Annotated in this window: 17 protein-coding genes, 1 tRNA gene and 1 pseudogene; 14 read left to right on the top strand and 5 right to left on the bottom strand. The window is 70.3% G+C overall.

Going from position 1 to position 21,346, the window contains the following annotated elements:
• The first annotated feature begins 34 nt into the window (after positions 1-34).
• The 7 genes from H5398_RS17585 to H5398_RS00710 all read left to right on the top strand — a co-directional run bounded on the left by H5398_RS17585 (position 35) and on the right by H5398_RS00710 (position 9,404).
• Positions 35-724 (top strand): metal-dependent transcriptional regulator, encoded by a 690-nt coding sequence (locus H5398_RS17585; RefSeq protein ID WP_182781731.1) that lies wholly within the window; start codon positions 35-37, stop codon positions 722-724.
• A complete protein-coding gene (locus H5398_RS00735; RefSeq protein ID WP_182798636.1) occupies positions 717-1,472 on the top strand; it encodes a class I SAM-dependent methyltransferase in 756 nt (251 codons plus the stop codon). Before H5398_RS17585 ends, H5398_RS00735 begins: the two co-directional genes overlap by 8 nt.
• A 121-nt stretch (positions 1,473-1,593) precedes the next feature.
• Positions 1,594-1,953, top strand: coding sequence for a thioredoxin (trxA, locus tag H5398_RS00730; protein ID WP_182798635.1), 360 nt, complete (start codon positions 1,594-1,596; stop codon positions 1,951-1,953).
• A 121-nt stretch (positions 1,954-2,074) separates the two neighbouring features.
• A complete protein-coding gene (locus H5398_RS00725; RefSeq protein ID WP_182798634.1) occupies positions 2,075-3,712 on the top strand; it encodes an NAD(P)-binding protein in 1,638 nt (545 codons plus the stop codon).
• On the top strand, positions 3,709-7,281 hold the full coding sequence (nifJ, locus tag H5398_RS00720) for a pyruvate:ferredoxin (flavodoxin) oxidoreductase (protein WP_182798633.1): 3,573 nt from the start codon (positions 3,709-3,711) through the stop codon (positions 7,279-7,281). Before H5398_RS00725 ends, nifJ begins: the two co-directional genes overlap by 4 nt.
• Positions 7,281-8,294: a dihydroorotate dehydrogenase-like protein gene (locus H5398_RS00715; RefSeq protein ID WP_182798632.1), complete on the top strand. Its 1,014-nt coding sequence runs from the start codon at positions 7,281-7,283 to the stop codon at positions 8,292-8,294. The genes nifJ and H5398_RS00715 overlap by 1 nt, the downstream gene beginning before the upstream one ends.
• 18 nt (positions 8,295-8,312) lie before the next feature.
• On the top strand, positions 8,313-9,404 hold the full coding sequence (locus H5398_RS00710; protein ID WP_182798631.1) for a calcium/sodium antiporter: 1,092 nt from the start codon (positions 8,313-8,315) through the stop codon (positions 9,402-9,404).
• Positions 9,405-9,470: 66 nt separating this feature from the next.
• On the opposite strand, the gene H5398_RS00705 is transcribed toward H5398_RS00710, so the two are convergent.
• The 5 genes and pseudogenes from H5398_RS00705 to H5398_RS17615 all read right to left on the bottom strand — a co-directional run bounded on the left by H5398_RS00705 (position 9,471) and on the right by H5398_RS17615 (position 10,897).
• Positions 9,471-9,546: transfer RNA gene (locus tag H5398_RS00705), tRNA-Arg, on the bottom strand.
• Positions 9,547-9,714: 168 nt separating this feature from the next.
• On the bottom strand, positions 9,715-9,942 hold the full coding sequence (locus H5398_RS00700; RefSeq protein ID WP_182798630.1) for a type II toxin-antitoxin system RelE/ParE family toxin: 228 nt from the start codon (positions 9,940-9,942) through the stop codon (positions 9,715-9,717).
• Complete coding sequence (locus H5398_RS00695) at positions 9,939-10,202, bottom strand: type II toxin-antitoxin system Phd/YefM family antitoxin (protein ID WP_220489031.1); 264 nt, start codon at positions 10,200-10,202, stop codon at positions 9,939-9,941. The genes H5398_RS00700 and H5398_RS00695 overlap by 4 nt, the downstream gene beginning before the upstream one ends.
• Before the next feature lie 131 nt (positions 10,203-10,333).
• Entirely contained in the window at positions 10,334-10,681 is a 348-nt protein-coding gene (locus tag H5398_RS00690) for a type II toxin-antitoxin system HicB family antitoxin (protein WP_182798628.1), read from the bottom strand.
• A pseudogene (locus H5398_RS17615) lies at positions 10,681-10,897 on the bottom strand (toxin HicA). The gene H5398_RS00690 and the pseudogene H5398_RS17615 overlap by 1 nt, the downstream one beginning before the upstream one ends.
• Before the next feature lie 501 nt (positions 10,898-11,398).
• On the opposite strand from H5398_RS17615, the gene H5398_RS00685 reads away from it, so the two are divergent.
• The 7 genes from H5398_RS00685 to H5398_RS17580 all read left to right on the top strand — a co-directional run bounded on the left by H5398_RS00685 (position 11,399) and on the right by H5398_RS17580 (position 21,326).
• The gene (locus H5398_RS00685) at positions 11,399-12,814 is read left to right on the top strand and encodes an MFS transporter (protein WP_182798627.1); all 1,416 of its coding nucleotides are present in this window, start codon (positions 11,399-11,401) and stop codon (positions 12,812-12,814) included.
• Positions 12,815-12,817: 3 nt separating this feature from the next.
• Positions 12,818-14,917 (top strand): molybdopterin oxidoreductase family protein, encoded by a 2,100-nt coding sequence (locus H5398_RS00680; protein ID WP_182798626.1) that lies wholly within the window; start codon positions 12,818-12,820, stop codon positions 14,915-14,917.
• On the top strand, positions 14,914-16,398 hold the full coding sequence (locus tag H5398_RS00675) for an FAD-dependent oxidoreductase (RefSeq protein WP_182798625.1): 1,485 nt from the start codon (positions 14,914-14,916) through the stop codon (positions 16,396-16,398). The genes H5398_RS00680 and H5398_RS00675 overlap by 4 nt, the downstream gene beginning before the upstream one ends.
• Before the next feature lie 106 nt (positions 16,399-16,504).
• Positions 16,505-19,105: a nitrite reductase large subunit NirB gene (gene nirB, locus H5398_RS00670; RefSeq protein ID WP_182798624.1), complete on the top strand. Its 2,601-nt coding sequence runs from the start codon at positions 16,505-16,507 to the stop codon at positions 19,103-19,105.
• Positions 19,102-19,497, top strand: a complete 396-nt coding sequence (nirD, locus tag H5398_RS00665; protein WP_182798623.1) for a nitrite reductase small subunit NirD — start codon at positions 19,102-19,104, stop codon at positions 19,495-19,497. Before nirB ends, nirD begins: the two co-directional genes overlap by 4 nt.
• The gene (locus H5398_RS00660) at positions 19,498-20,643 is read left to right on the top strand and encodes a uroporphyrinogen-III synthase (protein WP_182798622.1); all 1,146 of its coding nucleotides are present in this window, start codon (positions 19,498-19,500) and stop codon (positions 20,641-20,643) included.
• Entirely contained in the window at positions 20,640-21,326 is a 687-nt protein-coding gene (locus H5398_RS17580) for a sirohydrochlorin chelatase (protein ID WP_182798621.1), read from the top strand. The genes H5398_RS00660 and H5398_RS17580 overlap by 4 nt, the downstream gene beginning before the upstream one ends.
• Positions 21,327-21,346 lie beyond the last annotated feature (20 nt).

Below are 21,346 nucleotides of genomic sequence, written 5' to 3'. Positions count from 1 at the left end.
CGACACTAGGATGGGTGGCGAAGGGGGCAACCGGATGAGCGACCTGATCGACACCACGGAGATGTATCTCCGCACCGTCTACGAGCTGTTGGAAGAGGGGGTGCAGCCCCTCCGTGCCCGGATTGCCGAGCGGCTGCACCAGTCCGGCCCCACCGTGTCCCAGACCGTCGCCCGCATGGAGCGCGACGGCCTCCTGCACGTCGACACCGACCGAACGATCCGCCTCACCCGCACCGGGGCCACGCTCGCCCGCGACGTGATGCGGAAGCACCGCCTGGCCGAGTGCCTGCTGACCGAAGTGATCGGGCTGGAGTGGGAGAAGGTGCACGACGAGGCCTGCCGCTGGGAGCACGTCATCTCCATCGACGTCGAGAAGCGGCTGGTGGCCATCCTGGATTCGCCCACCCGCTCGCCCTACGGCAACCCCATCCCGGGGCTCAAGGAACTGGGCGTGGACGTCGAGCACACGCCGTTCCGGGAGCACGCGGACCCGCTTGCTGACCTCGTCACCGATCAACCGCAGCGCTTCGTGCTGCAGCGGATGAGCGAGAATCTGCAGGCCGATCACGGCATGCTGCCCGCGCTCGCTGCCGCCGGGTTCAGGCCGGGCGTCTCGCTCCTGGCCCACCGCGATGTGGACGTGGTGCGGGTGGACATCGACGGAGTCACCACGGATGTGGGCCTGTTCGCCTCCGAACTGCTGTTCGTGAGTCGCGATGAGTGAGAACCATGAGGAGCTGAGGTGGCTCGGGACGAGCGGCCCGGGCGCCATGGAGGACGTGCTGAGCCGCGCCTACGGCGGTGATCGGACGCCCTACGAGTGGTTGGCGCGCTCGGTGTCGGCCTCGGCGTCGACGGTGCTGGACCTGGCCTGCGGCGCCGGTGCGATGATCGAGCGGCTGCAGCGGCCCGGCCGGACGGTGATCGGGCTGGACCGCTCGGAGGCGGAGCTGGTCGAGGCGGCGCATCGTCACCGCGGACCGCTGGTGCTGGGCCACGCGTCGTACCTGCCCTTCTCGGACAACAGCTTCGACGCCGTGGTCTCGTCGCTGGGCATCGCCGTCGTGGCGGACCGGCCGCGGCTGATGTCCGAGGTGTCGCGGGTGCTCCGCCCGGGCGGCGTGTTCGCCGCGCTGACGCCGTCGCTGCGCCCCGCCAACACCCAGGACCTGCGGCTGGTCACCCGGCTGGCCCAGATCCTTCGGGTGGCGCCGCTGCTGCCCGGGATCACGGAGTTCCGGGCGCGCGACGCGCTCCTCGCCGCCGGCCTCACCAAGGCCGAGGACCGTCGGGCGAAGTACTACGTGGAGATCGCGAACCGCGAGGACGCGGAGCGGCTCTTCGCAGGGCTCCGCGGGGCGACGACCCGGAACCGCACCATGGCCGCCGTCGACTTTCTCGCGGCCCGCGCCGAGCAATCAGGACCGGTCCGGGTGCCGCTGCCCATGCGCCGGCTGATCGCCATCAAGTAGCCGATCCGAAGGTCGGCTACGCTGGGCCATACCCCACGGGGTGTCCCACTGCGGGAATACCGCGCCGCAGTCGCGTGTTGTACCCCGCGACGAACGACACAAGGAAGAAAGGGGATCGCCCATGGCGACCACAGCCCTGACCGCAGAGAACTTCAACGACACCGTCAACGAGAACGAGGTCGTGCTGATCGACTTCTGGGCCGACTGGTGCGGCCCGTGCAAGCGCTTCGCGCCGATCTATGAGGATGCCTCGGCCCGTCACGACGACGTTGTGTTCGCCAAGGTGGACACCGAGGACGCCCGTGACGTGGCCGCCGCGTGGGAGATCCAGTCCATTCCCACCATCATGGCCTTCCGCCGCGGCAACCTGGTCTTCCGCCAGGCCGGCCTGCTCAACGGCAAGCAGGTGGATTCGCTCATCGAGCAGATCAAGGCCCTGGATATCGACACCCTCGTCGAGGAGGCGCAAGCCAAGCCGTGAGCGTGAGCGACAGCTGACGCGAAAGGCCCGCTTTCACAAGCGGGCCTTTGTCTGCCCCCAGGTCTCCCGGCATACCCCGCCCCCCTACGATGCTTGGTAGTAGCTACGAAAAGGGGCAACGATGGCCGCCGAGCGCAGGGACATGACAGTCCAGCCGGATCTCAGTCACACAGCGGGGCGGGTGGCCCCGGTGAGATCACGGAAGCCGATCTATCTGGACATGCTTCCGCCGTGCAACGCGGGCTGCCCTGCCGGGGAGAACATCCAGGAGTGGCTGCGGCTGATCAAAGCGGGCGAGGCGGAGGCGGCGTGGCGTCAGCTCGTCGCCGACAACCCGTTTCCGGCCATCCACGGCCGCGTCTGCTACCACCCGTGCGAGACGGACTGCAACCGCAAGGACCTCGACGAGGCGGTCTCCATCCACTCCGTCGAGCGCTATCTCGGAGACCTGGCGATTGAGAAAGGCTGGCGCGTCCCGCAGCCCCGACGCCGCTCCGGCAGGCGCGTGATGGTGGTGGGCTCCGGCCCGGCCGGCCTCTCCGCCGCCTACCACCTTGCCCGGCTCGGCCACGCCGTGGAGATCTTCGACGCGGGCGACAAACCCGGCGGGATGATGCGCTACGGCATCCCCGAGTACCGGCTTCCGCGCGACGTGCTGGACGCCGAGCTGCTGCGGTTGGTGGAGCTCGGCGTGGTGTTCCGGCAGAACACCCCCATCAAGGATCTTCTCGCCACCCAGCGCGATGGCGCGTTCGACGCGGTCTTCGTGGCAGTGGGTGCCCACATCTCCAAGCGCGTCGACATCCCTGCAGCAGACGCCACCCGAGTGCTGGACGCCGTCAGCTTCCTGCGCGACGTCGCCTCCGGCGAGCGCCCCATCATCGGGCGCAAGGTGGCGATCTACGGCGGCGGCAACACCGCGATGGACGTGGCCCGCGTCGCGCGCCGGCTCGGCGCCGAGGAATCGGTGGTGGTGTACCGCCGCAGCATGGCGCAGATGCCCGCCCACGCCGACGAGTTGGAGGGGGCCCAGGCGGAGGGCGTGCAGATGAACTGGCTGCGCACCATCACCTCGATGAACGACGAGGACCTCACCGTCGAGATCATGGAGCTCGACGAGGACGGCAAGGCCCGCGGCACCGGGGTGTTCGAGAAGCTGGAGGCGGACACCGTCATCCTCGCCCTCGGCCAGCGCGCCGACACCCACTTCCTGCGCGCCATCCCCGGGATGAGCTTCAACGACGACGTGGTGGAGGTGGACCCGCACAGCCTGATGACGGCGGTGCCGGGCATCTTCGCCGGCGGCGACGCCGTGCCGTCGGACCGCACCGTCACCATCGGCGTGGGCCACGGCAAGAAGGCGGCCCGGCGGATCGACGCCTGGCTCAACAAGGAGGAATGGGTGCCGGTGGAGAAGCACCCGGTGGTCACCCTCCCGATGATGAACCTGTGGTATTTCGGTGACCACGAGCGCCGTGTCCAGGCCGAGACCGACATCGAGGAGCGGCTCGAAGGCTTCGGCGAGGTGGTAGCGGGCCTCACCGACGCAGAGGCCGCCTACGAGGCCGACCGGTGCCTGAGCTGCGGCAACTGTTTCGAATGCGACGGCTGCCTGGGCGCCTGCCCCGAGGACGCGGTGATCAAGCTCGGCAAGGGCAACCGGTACCGCTTCGACTACGAGAAGTGCACCGGCTGTGCCAGCTGCTTCGAGCAGTGCCCCGTCCACGCCATCGAGATGATCCAGGAGGGCCCCCGATGAGCACCAAGGCCATCATTGACGGCAACGAGGCAGCGGCCGACGTCGCCTACCGCGTCAGCGAGCTGTGCTCGATCTACCCCATCACCCCGTCGTCGACGATGGCGGAGCTGGCCGACGAGTGGTCCGCGCACGGCCGGGCCAACATCTACGGCCAGGTTCCCACCGTCATCGAGATGCAGTCCGAGGGCGGCGCGGCCGGAGCCATGCACGGCGCCCTCCAGGGCGGTGCGCTGTCCACCACGTTCACGGCGTCGCAGGGCCTGCTCCTGATGATCCCCAACATGTACCGGATCGCCGGCGAGCTCACCTCGACGGTGTTCCACGTGGCCGCGCGATCCCTGGCCACGCAGGGCCTGTCCATCTTCGGCGACCACCAGGACGTGATGGCCGTCCGGCAGACCGGGGTGTGCCTCCTGAGCTCGGCCTCCGTGCAGGAGGCCCACGACATGGCCGCGGTGGCGCACTCGGCCACGCTGCGCACCCGGCTGCCGATCGTGCACTTCTTCGACGGGTTCCGCACCTCCCACGAACTCAACACCCTGACCAAGCTCACCGACGACGAGCTGCGCCAGTTCATCCCCCGCGAGCTGGTGATGGAGCACCGCGCCCGTGCGTTGAGCCCCGCCAACCCGTTCATCCGCGGCACCGCGCAGAACCCCGACACCTACTTCCAGTCCCGCGAGACGGCCAACCTGTACTACCAGTGGGCGCCGAAGGTGATCGCCAACGAGATGGACAAGTTCGCCGAACTCACCGGCCGCCGCTATGGGCTCGTCGAGTATCACGGCGCGCCGGATGCGGACCGCGTCGTGGTGATCATGGGCTCCGGCGTGGAGGCCGTCACCCCCGTCGTGGACCGCATCAACGAGGCAGGGGGGCGCGTCGGCGTCATCCAGATCCGTCTCTACCGGCCGTTCCCCACCGACGCGTTCCTGGCCGCCCTTCCGGCCACCGCGAAGAGGGTCGCGGTGCTGGACCGCACCAAGGAGTCGGGCGCCTCCGGCGAACCGATGTTCCTGGACGTGACCTCGCTGTTGGCGGAGGCTGTCGCGGGCGGGCTGCGCGACGAGCTGCCGATCACCATCGGCGGCCGCTACGGCCTGTCGTCGAAGGAGTTCACGCCCGCCATGGTGCAGGCGATCTACGAGGAGCTCGGTCTCGATTCGCCCAGGCCGCGGTTCACCGTCGGCATCCACGACGACGTCACCCATCTCTCGTTGGACTACGACCCGACGCTGGACCTGGAGAACCCCGAGACCCTGCGCGCCGTCTTCTACGGCCTCGGCTCGGACGGCACCGTCGGCGCCAACAAGAACACCATCAAGATCCTCGGCTCCTCCGAGGACACCTTCGCGCAGGGCTACTTCGTCTACGACTCGAAGAAGTCGGGGTCGAGGACGGTGTCGCACCTGCGCTTCGGGCCTCACCCCATCCACGCGCCGTACCTGATCAACCAGGCGGGCTTCATCGGCTGCCACCACTGGTCCATCCTGGAGCGGGTCGACGTGCTCGAGTTCGCCAGGCCCGGCACCGTGCTGCTGCTCAACGCCCCCTACGGCCCGGAGGGGACCTGGCATCAGCTTCCCCTCCCGGTTCAGCGCCGGATCATCGAGCTGGGGATCAAGGTCTACGTCATCGACGCCGGGAAGGTCGCGCGCGCCGCCGGGCTGGGCAGCCGCACCAACACCATCCTGCAGACCTGCTTCTTCGCCATCTCCGGCGTCCTGCCACGCGACAAGGCCATCGACAAGATCAAGGATGCGATCACCAAGACCTACGCCCGCAAGTCCGCCGAGGTGGTGCGCAAGAACCACGAGGCCGTGGATGCGGCGCTGGCCGAGCTGCACGAGGTGGTGGTGCCGGACTTCGCCTCCTCGGATCACGGGTTCATCCCGCCCGTGCCCGCCAATGCGCCCAAGTTCGTGCGCACCGTCACCGCGACCATGCTGACGGGTCGCGGCGACGACCTGCCGGTCTCCTCGCTCCCAGTGGACGGGACCTACCCGTCGGGCACCACCAAGTTCGAGAAGCGCAACATCTCCGAGATCGTGGCCGAGTGGGACGCCGAGTCCTGCATCCAGTGCGGCAACTGCGCGTTCGTCTGTCCCCACTCGGTGTTGCGCGCCAAGAGCTACCCGGCCGATGCCATCGGCGACGCGCCGGAGGGGTTCCAGTCGGCGCCGCTGAACGCCGCCGGCCTGCCGCAGACCCGCTACACCCTTCAGGTCTACGTGGAGGACTGCACCGGCTGCGGGCTGTGCGTGGAGGCCTGTCCGGTCAAGCCGGTGGACCAGCCGTCGCGGCGTGCGATCAACCTGGTTCCCCTGCTGGAACGGGAGAAGGAGAAGGAGGCGGTCGAGTACTTCGAGACCATCCCGCAGAACGACCGCTCACGGGTGGACTTCGGCACCATCCGCGGCACCCAGTTCCTGGAGCCTCTGTTCGAGTTCTCGGGCGCCTGCTCCGGCTGCGGTGAGACGCCCTACCTCAAGCTGCTCAGCCAACTGTTCGGCGACCGCGCCACCATCGCCAACGCCACCGGCTGCTCCTCGATCTATGGCGGCAACCTGCCGACGACGCCCTGGGCCAAGAACGCCGCGGGCCGCGGGCCGGCCTGGTCCAACTCCCTGTTCGAGGACAACGCCGAGTTCGGCCTGGGCATCCGCCTGGCCGCGGACCTGCACGAGAACCTCGCCCGCACGAGGCTTGCCGAGCTCCGCGACGAGATCGGCGATGACGCTCTGGTCGACGGAATCCTGGGCGCGCCCCAACGCCAGGGCTCCGAACTGACCGCGCAGCTGGAGCGGGTCAACCGGCTCAAGGAGAAGCTCGTCGGGCTCAAGGGGATCGCCGCGGAAGACCTGCGCAGCGTCGCGGATCACCTGATGCGCCGCTCGGTGTGGATCGTCGGCGGCGACGGGTGGGCCTACGACATCGGCTCGGGTGGCGTGGACCACGTCCTGGCCTCCGGCCGCAACGTCAACATCCTTGTCCTGGACACCGAGGTGTACTCCAACACCGGAGGCCAGGCCTCGAAGTCCACGCCGCTGGGCGCCGTCGCGAAGTTCGCCTCCGGCGGGAAGCTGACCAACAAGAAGGACCTGGCCATGCAGGCGATGGCCTACGGGTCGGTCTACGTGGCCCGCGTGGCGATGGGCGCGGACCCGCAGCAGACGCTCAAGGCGTTCAGGGAGGCCGAGGCCTACGACGGCCCCAGCCTGATCATCGCCTACAGCCACTGCATCGCGCACGGCTACGACATCCGCAAGGGCCTCGAGCAGCAGTACCGGGCCGTCAACTCCGGACACTGGCCGCTGATGCGCTACAACCCCGTCATCCGCGACTCGGGCGGCAACCCGTTCCTGCTGGATTCGCCGCGGCCGCGGATGTCGCTGCAGAAGTACCAGTCCGCCGAGCTGCGCTACAAGGTGCTTCGCGCGGCGGATCCCGTGGAGGCGGACCGCCTCCTTGCCCTGGCGCAGGAGCAGGTGGACCGCAAGTGGTCCGAGTACGAAGAGCTCGCCGGCCGGGGCGCTCACCAGTTCGCAGCCGATCCGAGGAACCGATGATGACCGATCTCGCCACCACCTACCTGGGGCTCACCCTGCGCAACCCGGTCGTCGCGTCCGCAGGGCCGCTGTCGCAGACGGTGGCCGGCGTGAGGGCGCTGGCCGACGGCGGCGTCGGTGCCGTCGTGCTGTACTCGCTGTTCGAGGAGCAGCTGCGCCGCGAGGCTGAGGCGGTCGCGGCGCTGGAGGAGATGTACGAGGACTCACACGCGGAGGCGCTGTCCTACTTCCCGACGGTACCGAGGGCGGCCCACGACGCCAGCCACGCCTACCTCACCCTGGTGGAACAGGCGGCCGCGGCCGTCGACGTACCCCTCATCGCCTCGCTCAACGGGGCCTCGGTGGGCGGCTGGACGCAGACGGCGCGCCAGCTGGAGGAGGCCGGAGCCGCCGCCATCGAGCTCAACATCTACTTCGTGCCCGGCGACGTGATGATGTCGGGCCACTCGGTGGAGGAGCGGCACCTGGCCATCCTCGCCGCGGTCAAGGGCGCCGTCGGCATTCCCGTGGCGGTGAAGCTCAGCCCCTACTTCTCCTCGGTGGGCAACATGGCGGTCCGCCTCGACGCGGCGGGGGCGGACGGGCTGGTTCTGTTCAACCGGTTCCTCCAGCCGGACATCGACCTGGACCGCATGACTGTGGAGTCCGGGGTGACGCTGTCGTCCCCGGTGGAGGCGCGGCTGCCGCGCACGTGGATCTCGGTGCTGCACGGCACGGTGGAGGCCTCGCTGGCCGCCACCACCGGCGTGGACACCGCCGACGACGTGGTCAAGTACATTCTCGCCGGCGCGGACGTCGTGATGACCACCTCGTCGCTCATCCGACGCGGGCCTGCCTATGCGCAGGTGCTCGTCGACGGCCTCGGCCAGTGGCTGACCGCTAAGGGCCTGACGCTGTCCAAGGCCCGCGGGCTCCTGGCGGTGCCCGCGGAGGCCGCGCCGGACGCCTACGAGCGCGAGGGCTACGTGTCGGCACTGCAGAAGGCGCAGCACACCTACGGTTCGCTGCGCTGACGTCCCTACGATAGGGGCGTGCTGACAGACGTCCTCCTCATCCTCGGCGGTCTCGTGCTGCTCGTCCTCGGCGGCGAACTGATGGTCAGGGGAGCGGGGTCGCTGGCCAGGCGCCTGGGAATGTCGCCGCTGGTGGTCGGTCTCACCGTGGTCTCAGTCGCGACGTCGGCGCCCGAGCTGGCGGTCACCGTCGACTCGGTGCTGGCGGGCGCCCCGGAACTGGCCGTCGGCAACGTGATCGGCAGCAACACCGGCAACGTGCTGCTCATCCTCGGCGTCGGCGCGCTGATGGCGGCGCTCAGCGTGCAGCGCCAACTGCTGCGCTTCGACCTCCCCGCCATGGTGGGCCTGTCCTTCGTGCTGCTGCTGCTCAGCCTCGACGGTTCCCTCGGCCTGATCGACGGCGTGATCCTGATGGCTGCCTTCGTCACCATCATGGTGACCACCGTCATCCTCGGCAGGAGGGCGGTGGCCCGGGAGGCAGCCTCCGGCGGCGACGACGCGGAGGTTGAGGCCCCCTCCCCGGTGTGGGTGTCGGTGGCGTTCGTCGCGGTGGGGGTCGCGGCGCTGGTGTTCGGCGCACAGCTGCTGGTCCGGGGGGCGGTGTCCATCGCCTTCGGACTGGGGGTCTCGGAACTGATTATCGGCCTGACCATCGTGGCCCTGGGGACGTCGCTGCCGGAGCTGGCCGCAACGGTCGCGGCCGTGCGCCGCGGCGAGGTCGACATCGCGGTGGGCAACGTCGTGGGGAGCAACATCGCCAACATCGGTCTCATCCTGGGTCTTCCCGCACTGTTCTCGCCCGGTGGACTGCCGGTGCCGGCGTCGTCCGTGGCGCTGGACCTGCCGCTGATGATCGCGGCCGCGTTGGCGCTCGGCACCGTCGCGTTCACAGGGCATCGGGTGGTGCGGCTCGAGGGCGGCGTGTTCGTCGCCCTGTACGCGGCGTACCTGGGTTACATGGTGCTGGCCTCCGCGGAGCACGACGCGCTGCGCGGGTTCTCGCTGGTGATGGTGGCGTTCGTGCTGCCGCTGCTGCTCGTGGTGGGCGCGGTGACGGTGTGGGAAGAGGTCCAGCTTCGCCGATCCCGACCAGCTCCCGCTGGTTGAGCCAGCCGTGGGCGTAGCGCCACCGGCTGCGTCGAAACCGACCCGCACACGGGACAGGGATGATGCTGGCGACCCCGGGAAGATTCGAACTTCCGACACAAGGTTTAGGAAACCTCTGCTCTATCCCCTGAGCTACGGGGCCACGCGACCCCTGAGGCGGAGTCAACCCGGACAGGATACCGGGCTTCTTCTATACCGCAGAACCGGGACATCCCCTTCTGGTGGCGAGGAGCGAACACGACATCCGTCCCCCATGCATGCCTCGCAGATTGAGCCGATCCTGCTGCCGCGTCCCGCGGATGCACTCTTGCTAGCCCGCCAGGACGAGCAGCACGTTGTCGTGGATCTCGTAGACGATCCTGTAGTCGCCGGTCCGGACACGCCACTCACCGTCGCCGCCAACCAGCTTCGTGGCCCCGCTCGGGCGCGGTTCGCCCGCCAGCAACTCGATCGCCGCCTGGACCCGCCGCTGGGCGACCCGGTCCAGGTTGCGTAGCTGTCGGACCGCAGCGGGCGCGACCTCGATCCGGTAGCTCATGCCAGGCCGAGGTCGGCCTTGACCTGCTCCCAGGGGATCGCCGACTCACCATCGGCCATCTCGGTACGTGCCACACGGCCAGCCTCGAGATCGGCCAGGTCTTCCGCGGCCGCGATCAACCGGTCCAGGTCGTCGGCGTCGATGACGGCTGCCACCCGCTGGCCCCGACGGGTCAGGTACACCGGGTCGTGCCCCACGCGGGCCGCGTCCACGACATCAGCGAGGCGGGCCCGGGCGTCGCTCACAGTCATCTCAGTCATGCCACCCATGATAGCCGCTGGAACAGCTGAAACGTACAACTCAGCGCCCGCGGTTGCTGTGCGCCGAAAGCGCGACTCTCGGCAGGATCGAACGCGCTGGCTGCGGCAATTGCGGATGTTCCAGAGGTGGCTCAGGAGGCCTCTGAGAGGCGTTGCACGACGTACTGGTTGAGGCTGAGGTGCTCTTCGGCAGCTTGGATCGCGAGGCGGCGGTGCAGGCTTTCACCGACACGGAGGTTGAACTTGCCCGAATAGCTCCGCTCCGACAGCGGTTCGCGGACGGCCTCACCCTCTGCCAAGAGGTCGGCCACGGTGTCGGCGACCAGGTCAACCAGCCCCTGGAGGGCAGCCGGCTGGGAGTCGGCGAGCCACGACAGCGAGGGGAACTCGGCGCAGGTGGCGACGAACTCGTCGTCTTCGACCGACCACGTCACCCGGTAGGTATAACGGGACACGTCGGCCGTTTCGGTGTGGGACATCACTTCGCCTCCTTCTCGTCGATCGCGGCCAGCACCTGCCGCACCTGGTACGGCTTGGCCTGGCCGTTGCTGTTGGAGGATATTCACCCGGGGATCACCGGGCCAAGGGGTCTTGAACACCGCGTGTGATCCGCCGGTTCTGCGGGGCGGACCGAAGTAGTGCTCGCAGACCTGGTGGAGGTCGTCGAAGCGCACGTTCCGTGGATTCTTACGCATCGCTGCCACGAGCTTGTCCACGGTCGCCACAGAGATATGGTACCGCGAGCAGTACCACCGTCAAGCCTACATCGGTCGATCTTCGCCATCCAGATCACACCAGGAGCGGCAGGTCCGTGCGCTCAGCCCGGGTGCTCCGTCAAGGCCGGAGGGGGATCCCGGTCGAACCCACCCCTCCTGCGAGGAAAAGACGGTCCCACTGTTTGTGTGTCTGCAACTTCCTATCCATAGAGCGGCATCTGCGCATATATGCAGAAGCCGCTCTATGGATCGCAAGTTGCAGACCCCTCGTCGACGACGACACCATTAGGGTCACCTGACGCGGGCTCTCGGCCTGATCGGCCCCGCGTTCTCCTCACGCTCGGCGGGGAATCCGCGTGAGGAAGAGGTCACAGGCCCGTTACCGGGCGGCTCATCGCCCGTCACATCCTCTACGTAGTTTCTGTGGGGAGCAGCGTCGCTCAGGTATCCCGTGACCGAGAAAGAGCCGAAGGAGCGACCATGACTACCACCCAGACACATCCGTCGAACGAGCCGGAGGGGATGGTCGACGACACCCTGACGGCTGACCAGGTCGCCGCCCGGGCGCTTCCCGCCGCTGGAGGCCTCACGTACCGTCCCGGTCGCTGGATCGACGGCTGGGACCCCGAGAACCCGGAACAGTGGGGGAGTGTGGGCCGGCCCATCGCGCGCCGCAACCTCACGCTGTCGATCTTCGCCGAGTTTCTCGGCTTCGCCGTCTGGGCGCTGTGGAGCATCGTCGTCCCGCAGCTCAACGGCGTGGGCTTCAACCTCAGCATCAACGAAATGTTCTGGCTGGTCTCGACGCCGGCCCTTGTCGGCGCCACGCTCCGCCTTCCCTACACGTTCGCAGTGCCCCGCTTCGGCGGCCGCAACTGGACCGTCGTCTCGGCCCTCCTGCTACTCCTCCCCGCTGGCGCGCTGGCGTGGGCCGTCAACCACCCCGAGCTGCCATTCATGGCGCTGATGGGGATCGCGGCCCTCGCGGGCTTCGGCGGCGGCAACTTCGCCTCGTCGATGGCCAACATCTCCTTCTTCTTCCCAGCCAAGGAGAAGGGCGCCGCGCTCGGCCTGAACGCCGCAGGTGGAAACCTCGGCACCGCCGCCGTGCAGCTCGCCGTCCCGATCGTCATCACCATCGGGGCCGGGGTCAGCCTGGACCGGGCTGGCCTGATGTTTATCCCGCTCGCACTCCTGGCAGCAGTGCTGGCCTGGCGCGGGATGGACAACCTGTCCAACGCCAAGTCCGACCCACGCGCCTACGCGGCCGCGCTGCGCAACCCGCACACCTGGATCCTGTCGTTCATCTACATCGGCACCTTCGGCTCGTTCATCGGCTACTCCGCCACCTTCCCGACGCTGCTGAAGAACCTCTTCCCGGCGGTGACCCTCTCGCTCGCCTTCATGGGCGCGCTGGTGGGCTCGGTCTCGCGCCCCTTCGGTGGATTCCTCGCAGACCGGGTGGGCGGCGCGCTGGTCACCTGCGCATCCTTCGTCGCGATGGCGGTGGGGGCGGTCGGTGCGATCATCGGGCTTCGGCTCGAATCGTTCGCGATCTTCTTCATCTCCTTTCTCTGGCTGTTCGTCTTCACCGGTATCGGAAACGGCTCCGTCTACCGGATGATCCCTGCGGTCTTCGCCGGCACCGTCCGCGACAACAGCACCGGATCCTTGATGGCGGCTGGCCGCGCGGCCGCCGGCTGCATCGGCATCGCCGGCGCGATCGGTGCCTTCGGCGGCTTCCTCATCCCGCAGGGATTCGCCCTCTCCAGGACCCTGACCGGGGACCTGCAGGCGGCCCTCTGGGCCATGGTGGGCGCCTACCTCCTCATGCTGGGTGTCACCTGGTTCACCTACCTGCGCCGCGGCTCACGCATGGCCGCGCTGAAGGTCTGACCCATGACCGCCACCCACTGCCCCTACTGCGCGCTCCAGTGCGCGATGAACGTGGCGCCGTCAGACCCGGTGGTGACCCCGACGGTGACCCCGCTGGACTTCCCCACCAACCGGGGCCGGCTCTGCCAGAAGGGGTGGACGTCCGCCGAGGTGCTCACCACCCCCGACCGGCTCACCAGCCCCCTGGTGCGCCGCGACGGTGAGCTGGTGCCCACGGACTGGGACACCGCGCTGACGCTGGTCGCCGACACGCTGATCCGCCTACGGGTGGAGCACGGGCCGGAGTCGGTGGCGGTGTTCGGGGGCGGCGGGCTCACCAACGAGAAGGCCTACCAGCTCGGCAAGTTCGCCCGGGTGGCGCTGCAGACGCCCAACATCGATTACAACGGCAGGTTCTGCATGTCGTCGGCCGCGGCCGGCGGCCGGAGGGCCTTCGGGCTCGACAGGGGGCTGCCCTTCCCGCTCACCGATCTCGACGGCGCCGGCGCGATCCTGTTGGTGGGCTCCAACCCCGCCGAGACGATGCCTCCGTTCTGCACCCACCTGTCTGGGGCGCAGGAGGCGGGCGGGCTGATCGTCGTCGACCCCCGCCGCACGCCGACGGCGGCCCTCACCGGCGACGGCCGGGGCCTGCACCTCAGCCCGCTGCCCGGCACGGACCTGGTCCTTCTCCTCGGCCTCACCCAGATCCTGTGGACCGAGGGCCTGATCGACCGCGACTACCTGGCCGAGCGCGCCAACGGCGTCGACGAGCTGCGCGCCAGCCTGGCCGCGTGGTGGCCGGAGCGGGTGGAACGCGTCACGGGCGTCCCGGTGACCGAACTCCGCAGGGCCGCCCGCCTGCTCGCCGAGGCCAGCCCGGCGCGCGGCGGCCGCGGCGCCTACGTGCTGACCGGCCGCGGGGCCGAGCAGCACGCCCACGGCACCGACACCGTCACCGCCGCCGTGAACCTCGCGCTGTGCCTCGGCCTGCCCGGACGGGTGGGCTCCGGCTACGGGTGCCTCACCGGCCAGGGCAACGGCCAGGGCGGCCGCGAGCACGGCCTCAAGGCGGACCAACTGCCCGGGTACCGCTCGATCACCGACCCCGCCGCCCGCGGGCACGTCGCCGCCGTCTGGGGGGTGAATCCCGACTCCCTCCCAGGCCCCGGGAAGCCGGCTGTCGCGCTGTTCGAGTCGCTCGCCACCCCCGGCGGCCCGCGGGCGATGCTCATCCACGGATCCAACCCGGTGGTCAGCCTGCCCGACGTACTGCGCCTCACCGAGCGGATCCAGGCCCTCGACCTCCTCGTGGTGGCCGACTTCTTCCTGTCCGAGACCGCCGCCATGGCCGACGTCGTCCTCCCCGTCACCCAGTGGGCCGAGGAGACCGGAACCATGACCAACCTCGAGGGGCGCCTGCTGCTGCGCGCCCGCGCCACCCTGCCCCCCGTCGGTGTGCGGACCGAGCTGGAGGTGTGGAGCGACCTGGCCGAGCGCCTCGGAAGCCCCATCCCGTTCAGCGCCGACCCAGCCGTCGTGTTCGACGAGCTGGCCCGGGCCAGCGCTGGCGGAGTGGCCGACTACGCCGGATTCAGCCACCAGCGGCTCCGCGACGGCGACGCCCTCTACTGGCCATGCCCCGCCCCAGACCACCCCGGCACGCCGCGGGTGTTCCTGGACCGGTTCGAGACCCCGGACGGGCGCGCGGTCCTCCACCCCGTCGACCAGACCCCACCCGACGACGAGCTCACCCCGGAGCTGCCGCTCTACCTCGTGACCGGCCGGGTCCTGCAGCACTACCAGTCCGGCGCGCAGACGCGGCGCGTCCCGGCCCTCAACAGCGTGGAGCCCGAGGCCTATATCGAGCTGCACCCTCTCCTCGCGCAGAGGTTGGGTGTCGCGGCGGGTGACCGGGTGGCGGTGCATTCGCGTCGAGGCAGCTGCGAGGCGGTGGCCAGGCTCACCGAGGGCATCCGCCACGACACGGTCTTCATGCCCTTCCACTACCCGGACGCCGGCGCGGTCAACCGGGTCACCAACGCCGCCACCGACCCCATCTCGGGCATGCCCGAGCTCAAGGTCGCGGCCGTGCGGCTGACGCGGATCGGAGCAGTTGCATGAGCCACCGGATCGTCGTCGTGGGCCACGGCATGGTGGGGCACCGCTTCCTCGCCGACCTGGCCTCCCACCACCTCGACGACGTCGAGGTCACCGTCCTGGGCGAGGAGGGGCACGCCGCCTACAACCGGATCCTCCTACCCGATGTCATCCTCGGCCGGGCGGACCTGCCGGGGCTCACGCTGCCCGAGAGCCGTGGCGTGCGGATGCTGCGCGCCCGCAAGGCCACCGGGATCGACCGCCGCAACCGCACGGTCGTCGACGCTACGGGGGAGGAACACCCCTTCGACACGCTCGTGCTGGCCACCGGAGCCGATCCGGTCTTCCCCACCCTCGACGGAGTGGTCCGGGCAGACGGCTCCCCGATGCCGGGCGTGGCCGCGTTGCGCACCTGGGACGACGCGGACCGCGTCCGTGCGGCCGCCGTCGAGGGCTCCAAGGTGGTGGTCATGGGGGGCGGGGTGCTGGGCATCGAGGCCGCCGTCGCGCTCGCCGAGGCAGGTAGCGCGGTCACCATCGTCCATCGCGGCTCGGCGCCCCTGGACAGGCAGTTCGATCCCGCGAGTGGCGCCGTTGTCCGGGCCGGGCTGGCCGACCGGGGCATCACCACGCTCGTCGACGTGCGTGTCGCGGGAGTGGAGCGTCGTCGCGACGGCGCCCTCACCTCCGTGCGTCTCACCAACGACCGGCACATCCCCGCGGACATGCTGCTGGTGGCGATCGGGGTCAGGCCCCGCACCCGGCTCGCCGAGGCGGCCGACATCTGGGTCCGCAACGGCATCCTCGTCAGCGACACCTGCCGCACCGACGATCCGGCCATCTACGCCATCGGCGACTGTGCCCGCACCCCCCGTGGCTGTCCCGGGCTGGTGGGTCCCGGCTGGGAGCAGGCACGTGTCCTGGCGCACCACCTCGCAGAGAAGATCAGCGGCCGCTCCGGTCCCCGCCCCGTGCTCGGCGCAGACGCCGGCGTGTTCCGGGTGAAGGCCGAGGGTCTCGATGCCGTCACCATGGGCGAGTTTCCTGACGACGAGTTCGCGCCCGGCGCCCCGCGGGTGCTCAGCCTCACCGACCCCGTCGGCCGCCGACGCGTGCGCGTCGCCGTCGCCGACGGCCTGCTCGTGGGCGCCACCTGCGTAGGCGATGCCCAGGTCGCGGCCGACCTGACGGTGGCCTTCGACTCCCGCACGCCCGTCCCCGACGACCCGGCCGCGCTGTTGGCCCGCCCGCTCGCCGGCGCTGCCCCGGCGATGTCGGTGGTCGACCTGCCCGACGCGGCTGTCGTGTGTCGCTGCAACGCCGTGACCAAGGCGGCCATCACCGATGCCGTCAAGGCAGGCGCCGACACTCCTGAGGCCGTCGCGTCGGCGACGCGCGCCTCCACCGGATGCGGAAGCTGCACCTCCGACGTCTGCAGCCTGGTCGCCGCCCTCGGCGCAGCCGGCAGCCCGCGAACCTCACTCGAGCGGGTCACCGTCGCGTGAGTGGCTTGTTGCACAGCCGAAACGTGAATGATCCAGCCCCGGAAACTGCGCCGCCTAGCGTCGTAGATACCGAGGAGCCCAACCGACAAGACCCCTGGAGGCCGATATGAGCAAGCTGTGTGTGGTGGTCGGGGGTGGCATGGTCGCCCACCGATTCGTCGAGGCGCTGCGTTCGCGCGACGAGGCCGGCGAGTGGCGCGTGACCGTGCTGGCCGAGGAGCCTCGCCCGCCCTACGACCGGGTGGCCCTGACCAGCTACTTCGAGAACCGCGACCCCGAGCTGCTCAACCTCGGCGAGGCGCACCTCTGGCAGGACCCGAACGTCAAGCTGCGCCGCGGCGCCAAGGTGGTCTCCGTGGACCCGGCGGCGCACACCGTCATCACCGAGAACGGCATGTCGCACGCCTACGACTCCCTGGTGCTGGCCACCGGCTCCTACGCGTTCATGCCGCCTGTGCCCGGCCGTGAGCTGCCCGGCTGCTTCGTCTACCGCACCATCGACGACGTGGCGGCCCTGCGCGGCTACGTCGAGACCCTGCAGGAGCGCAACCCGAAGCGCCGCGTCCGTGGCGCCGTCATCGGCGGCGGACTGCTGGGCCTCGAGGCTGCCGGAGCGCTGAAGAAGCTCGGCGCCGACACCACGGTGGTCGAGTTCGCGCCCAGGCTGATGCCCCTCCAGGTGGACGAGGGCGGCGGCGAGTCGCTCAAGCGCCTCATCGAGGCCATGGACGTCGACGTGCGCGTCGGCACCGCCACCTCGGCCATCAAGGGCCGGATCGCCGTGGAGAAGATGGTCTTCAACGACGGCTCCTCCATCGACGTGGACGTGGTGATCTTCGCCACCGGCGTCCGTCCCCGCGACGAGCTCGCCCGCGATGCCGGCCTCGAGGTGGGGGAGCGCGGCGGCATCGTCGTCGACGACTCCTGCCGCACCGCGGACCCCGACATCTTCGCCATCGGCGAGGTGGCCTGCATCCAGGGCCGCGTCTGGGGCCTCGTCGGCCCCGGCTACACCATGGCGGAGGTGGCGGTGGACCAGATGCTCGGCCGCTCCGGCACCTTCACCGGCGGCGACCTCTCCACCAAGCTGAAGCTGCTCGGCGTGGACGTGGCCAGCTTCGGCGACGCCTTCGGCGCCACCGAGGGCGCCCTGTCCGTGGTCTACACCGACCCGATCGCCGGCGTCTACAAGAAGCTGGTGCTCTCCGACGACGCCCGCACCCTGCTGGGCGGCATCCTGGTGGGCGACGCCTCGGCCTACGCCGGCCTCCGGCCCCTGCTGGGCCGGCCGCTGGGCGTGGACCCCGCCGCCTACCTGGTGCCCGCCGGCGCGGATGGCGCCCCCGTCCAGGGCGAGCTGCCCGACGACGCCCCCGTCTGCTCCTGCAACAACGTGACGGCCGGCGCCATCCGGTGCTCTGTCACAGAGGGCGGATGCACCGACCTCGCGGGCGTCAAGGCCTGCACCAAGGCGGGCACCAGCTGTGGCTCCTGCCTGCCGCTGGTGCGCAAGCTGATGGTGGCCGAGCTCGAGAAGTCCGGGACTGTGGTCAGCAACGCCCTGTGCGAGCACTTCGAGCTCTCCCGGGCCCAGCTGTTCGACGTGGTCCGGATCACCGGGCTCACCACCTTCTCCGAGATCATCGGCCGGCACGGCCGCGGCCGCGGGTGCGACATCTGCAAGCCCGTCGTCGCCTCGATCCTGGCCAGCCTGGGCAACGGGCACATCCTCGCCGGCGAACAGGCCGCGATCCAGGACACCAACGACCACGTGCTGGCCAACATCCAGAAGGACGGCACCTACTCGGTCGTGCCCCGCGTGCCCGGCGGCGAGATCACCCCGGACGGGCTCATCGTGATCGGCCAGATCGCCCGCGACTTCGGGCTCTACACCAAGATCACCGGAGGCCAGCGGATCGACATGTTCGGCGCCCGGATCGACCAGCTGCCCGACATCTGGCGGCGGCTCGTCGACGCCGGGTTCGAGTCCGGACACGCCTACGGCAAGTCGCTGCGCACCGTGAAGTCCTGCGTCGGGTCCACCTGGTGCCGCTACGGCGTCCAGGACTCCGTGGGCCTTGCGATCGACCTGGAGCTGCGCTATCGCGGGCTCCGCTCGCCGCACAAGCTCAAGCTGGGCGTCTCCGGCTGCGCGCGTGAGTGCGCCGAGGCCCGTGGCAAGGACGTCGGCATCATCGCCACGGACAAGGGATGGAACGTCTACGTGGGCGGCAACGGCGGCTTCACCCCCCGCCACGCCGTCCTGCTGGCCGAGGACCTCACCACCGAGGAGCTCGTGCGCACCATCGACCGCTTCCTCATGTACTACGTGAGGACGGCGGACCGGCTGCAGCGCACCGCCGTGTGGCTGGAGTCGATCGAGGGCGGCCTGGACCACGTCCGCACGGTCATCATGGAGGACTCCCTCGGCATCGCCGCGGACCTCGACGCCGCCATGGCCGGCCACGTCGACGGCTACCGCGACGAGTGGCGCGACGTGCTGGAGGACCCGGTCAAGCTGGCCCGGTTCGCGGGCTTCGTCAACGCGGCCGACGCCGTCGACGACAACCTCCAGTACGTGGGCGAGCGTGGCCAGGCCCGCCCCGCCACCGACGCCGACCGCGAGTCCGGCGTCGAACTGGTCGATTCCGAGCGGCGGCCGGTCCTGGTCGCCGGACCCACCATCCCCATTGGAGGAGCGCGATGATCACCACCACCGAACCCGTCTGCCGCCTTGACGACCTGCTGCCCGAGAGGCCTGTCGCCGCCATGATCGACGGCCGGCAGGTGGCCATCGTCAGGCTCCACGACGACCGCGTGGTCGCCGTGGGCATGTGGGACCCCTTCGCGCGCGCCAACGTGATGGCCCGTGGGCTGGTGGGTTCGTCCCTGGTGGACGGGGAGGATGTGCCCGTACTCTTCTCTCCCATGTACAAGCAGGCCTTCGACCTCCGCACGGGCGTGTGCCTGTCGGACCCTGCGAAGGCGCTCGGCACGTGGGCGGTGGCGGTGCTCGACGGCCGGGTGTTCGTCGGGTCTCAGGTCACCGAGGAGGCTCCGCTGCGTCGGCCCGCCGAGGGCCTGGCCAGGGCGGGCTGAATGGACGCGACGGTGACCGCCATCGGCTCCACCGCGGCAGCCGGCGCGCACTCGCTCGCCGGCTGCCGCGTCGTGCTGACGGCGAAACGACGGGCCTCCGAACTGGCCTCGGCGCTCGAGCGCCGAGGGGTGGAGATCATCCGGGCACCCATCCTCTCGATCGTGCCCCACGCCGACGACGAGCAGCTGATCGCCCACACCAGGGCGCTGATCGCCGATCCCCCGGACGCGGTGGTGGCCACCACCGGTGTGGGGTTCCGCGGCTGGATGGAGGCCGCGGACGCCGCAGGGTGCGCCGGGGAGCTGCTGGAGGTGCTGCGGGGAGCCCGGATCATCGCGCGCGGACCCAAGGCGCAGGGCGCGGTCCACGGCGCGGGCCTCACGGCCGACTGGGTGGCGGACTCGGAGACGGCCGCCGAGATCAAGGAACTCTTCGAGACCGAGGGCGTCGCGGGCCTGCACGTGGCCGTGCAGCACCACGGCGCGGGCAGCGACGGCATCGACGAGCTCCTCGTCGATCTGGGCGCCCGAGTGACGTCGCTGGTGGTGTACCGGTGGGGGCCCTCCCCGGACCCCGAGGCGGTGAGCCGCGCCGTCGCTCTGGTGGCGGCCGCCGAGGTCGACTCGGTGGCCTTCACGTCCGCGCACGGCGTGGTGGAGTTCCTCGCCGCCTGCGAGCGGGAGGGGTTGAGGGATGCCGCGATCGCGGCGATGGCGGGGCCCGTCCTTCCCGCGACCGTGGGGCCCGTCACCGCCGCGCCCCTCATCGAGCTGGGCCTGGACCCGTTGATTCCGGACCGGTTCCGGCTCGGCGCGCTGGTGCGGGAGCTCACCGCTGCGCTGTCCGCCCGCGGCGTGGCCGAGGTCGCCACACCGGCGGGGGTGCTGTGGCTCCGGCGGTCCGCCGCGAGCCTGGGTGGGCGCGCGCTCCCGCTCAGCCAGGTGCAGTTCTCCGTGTTGCGCTCCCTCGTCGAGGCCAAGGGCGGCGTGGTGTCGCGGGAGGAGATCCTGGCCGTGCTCCCCGGCAGCTCCAACGACCCGCACGCGGCCGAGGTCGCCGTGGCGCGACTGCGTGACAGTATGGGTGACCGATCGCTGGTGCGCACCGTGCCCCGGCGCGGCTACCGCTTGGAGGTGAGCCCATGACGCCGGCACTCGTGGTGTGCGCACACGGCACAGACGATCCCGACGGACAGGCCGCCGTCCTGGCGATCGCCGCGGCCGCTGCGGAGCGCCTCCCCGACGTCACCGTCGAGGTGGCCTACGTCGACGTTCAGGAACCCAAGCTCGACACGGTCGTGGACCGGCTCGTCGACGCGGGGCACCGCGTGGTGGTGGTCCCCGTGCTGTTGACGCTGGGCTTCCACACGGAGGTGGACGTGGCAGAGGCGATCGCCGGCCACCCGGGGCGGGTGGTGTCCACGGGCCCGCTGGGTCCGGATCCCCGGCTGGAGGACGCTCTCGTGGAACGCCTTCGCGAGGCCGGCGCCCCTGAAGGGTCGGCGGTGGTGGTGGCCGTGGCCGGTTCGTCGCGCCCGGAGGCGGCGGAGGTGGGTCGCGGTGTGGCGCGCGCCGTGCAGGATCGGTGGGCCGGGCCCGTCACGGTGGGGTTCCTCTCAGCGGCCGAGCCCAGGGTCCCTGAGGCTGTCGCGGAGGCGGGCGGATCTGGCCCAGTTGCTGTGGCGTCCTACCTGATCGGGCCCGGCTTCTTCCAGCGCAGGCTCTCCAGGGCCGGTGGAGACGTGGTCGCCCAACCCCTCGGCGCGCATCCCGGCCTGGTCTCGGTGGTTGTCGACCGTTACCGAGCGGGCGCGGGTCAGCTCGGCTGATCCGTCGGAGTCCATGGGGG

The sequence above is a fragment of the Tessaracoccus sp. MC1679 genome (assembly GCF_014164775.1).
GTDB lineage: Bacteria > Actinomycetota > Actinomycetes > Propionibacteriales > Propionibacteriaceae > Arachnia.
This window is presented reverse-complemented; position numbering and strand designations above follow the sequence as displayed.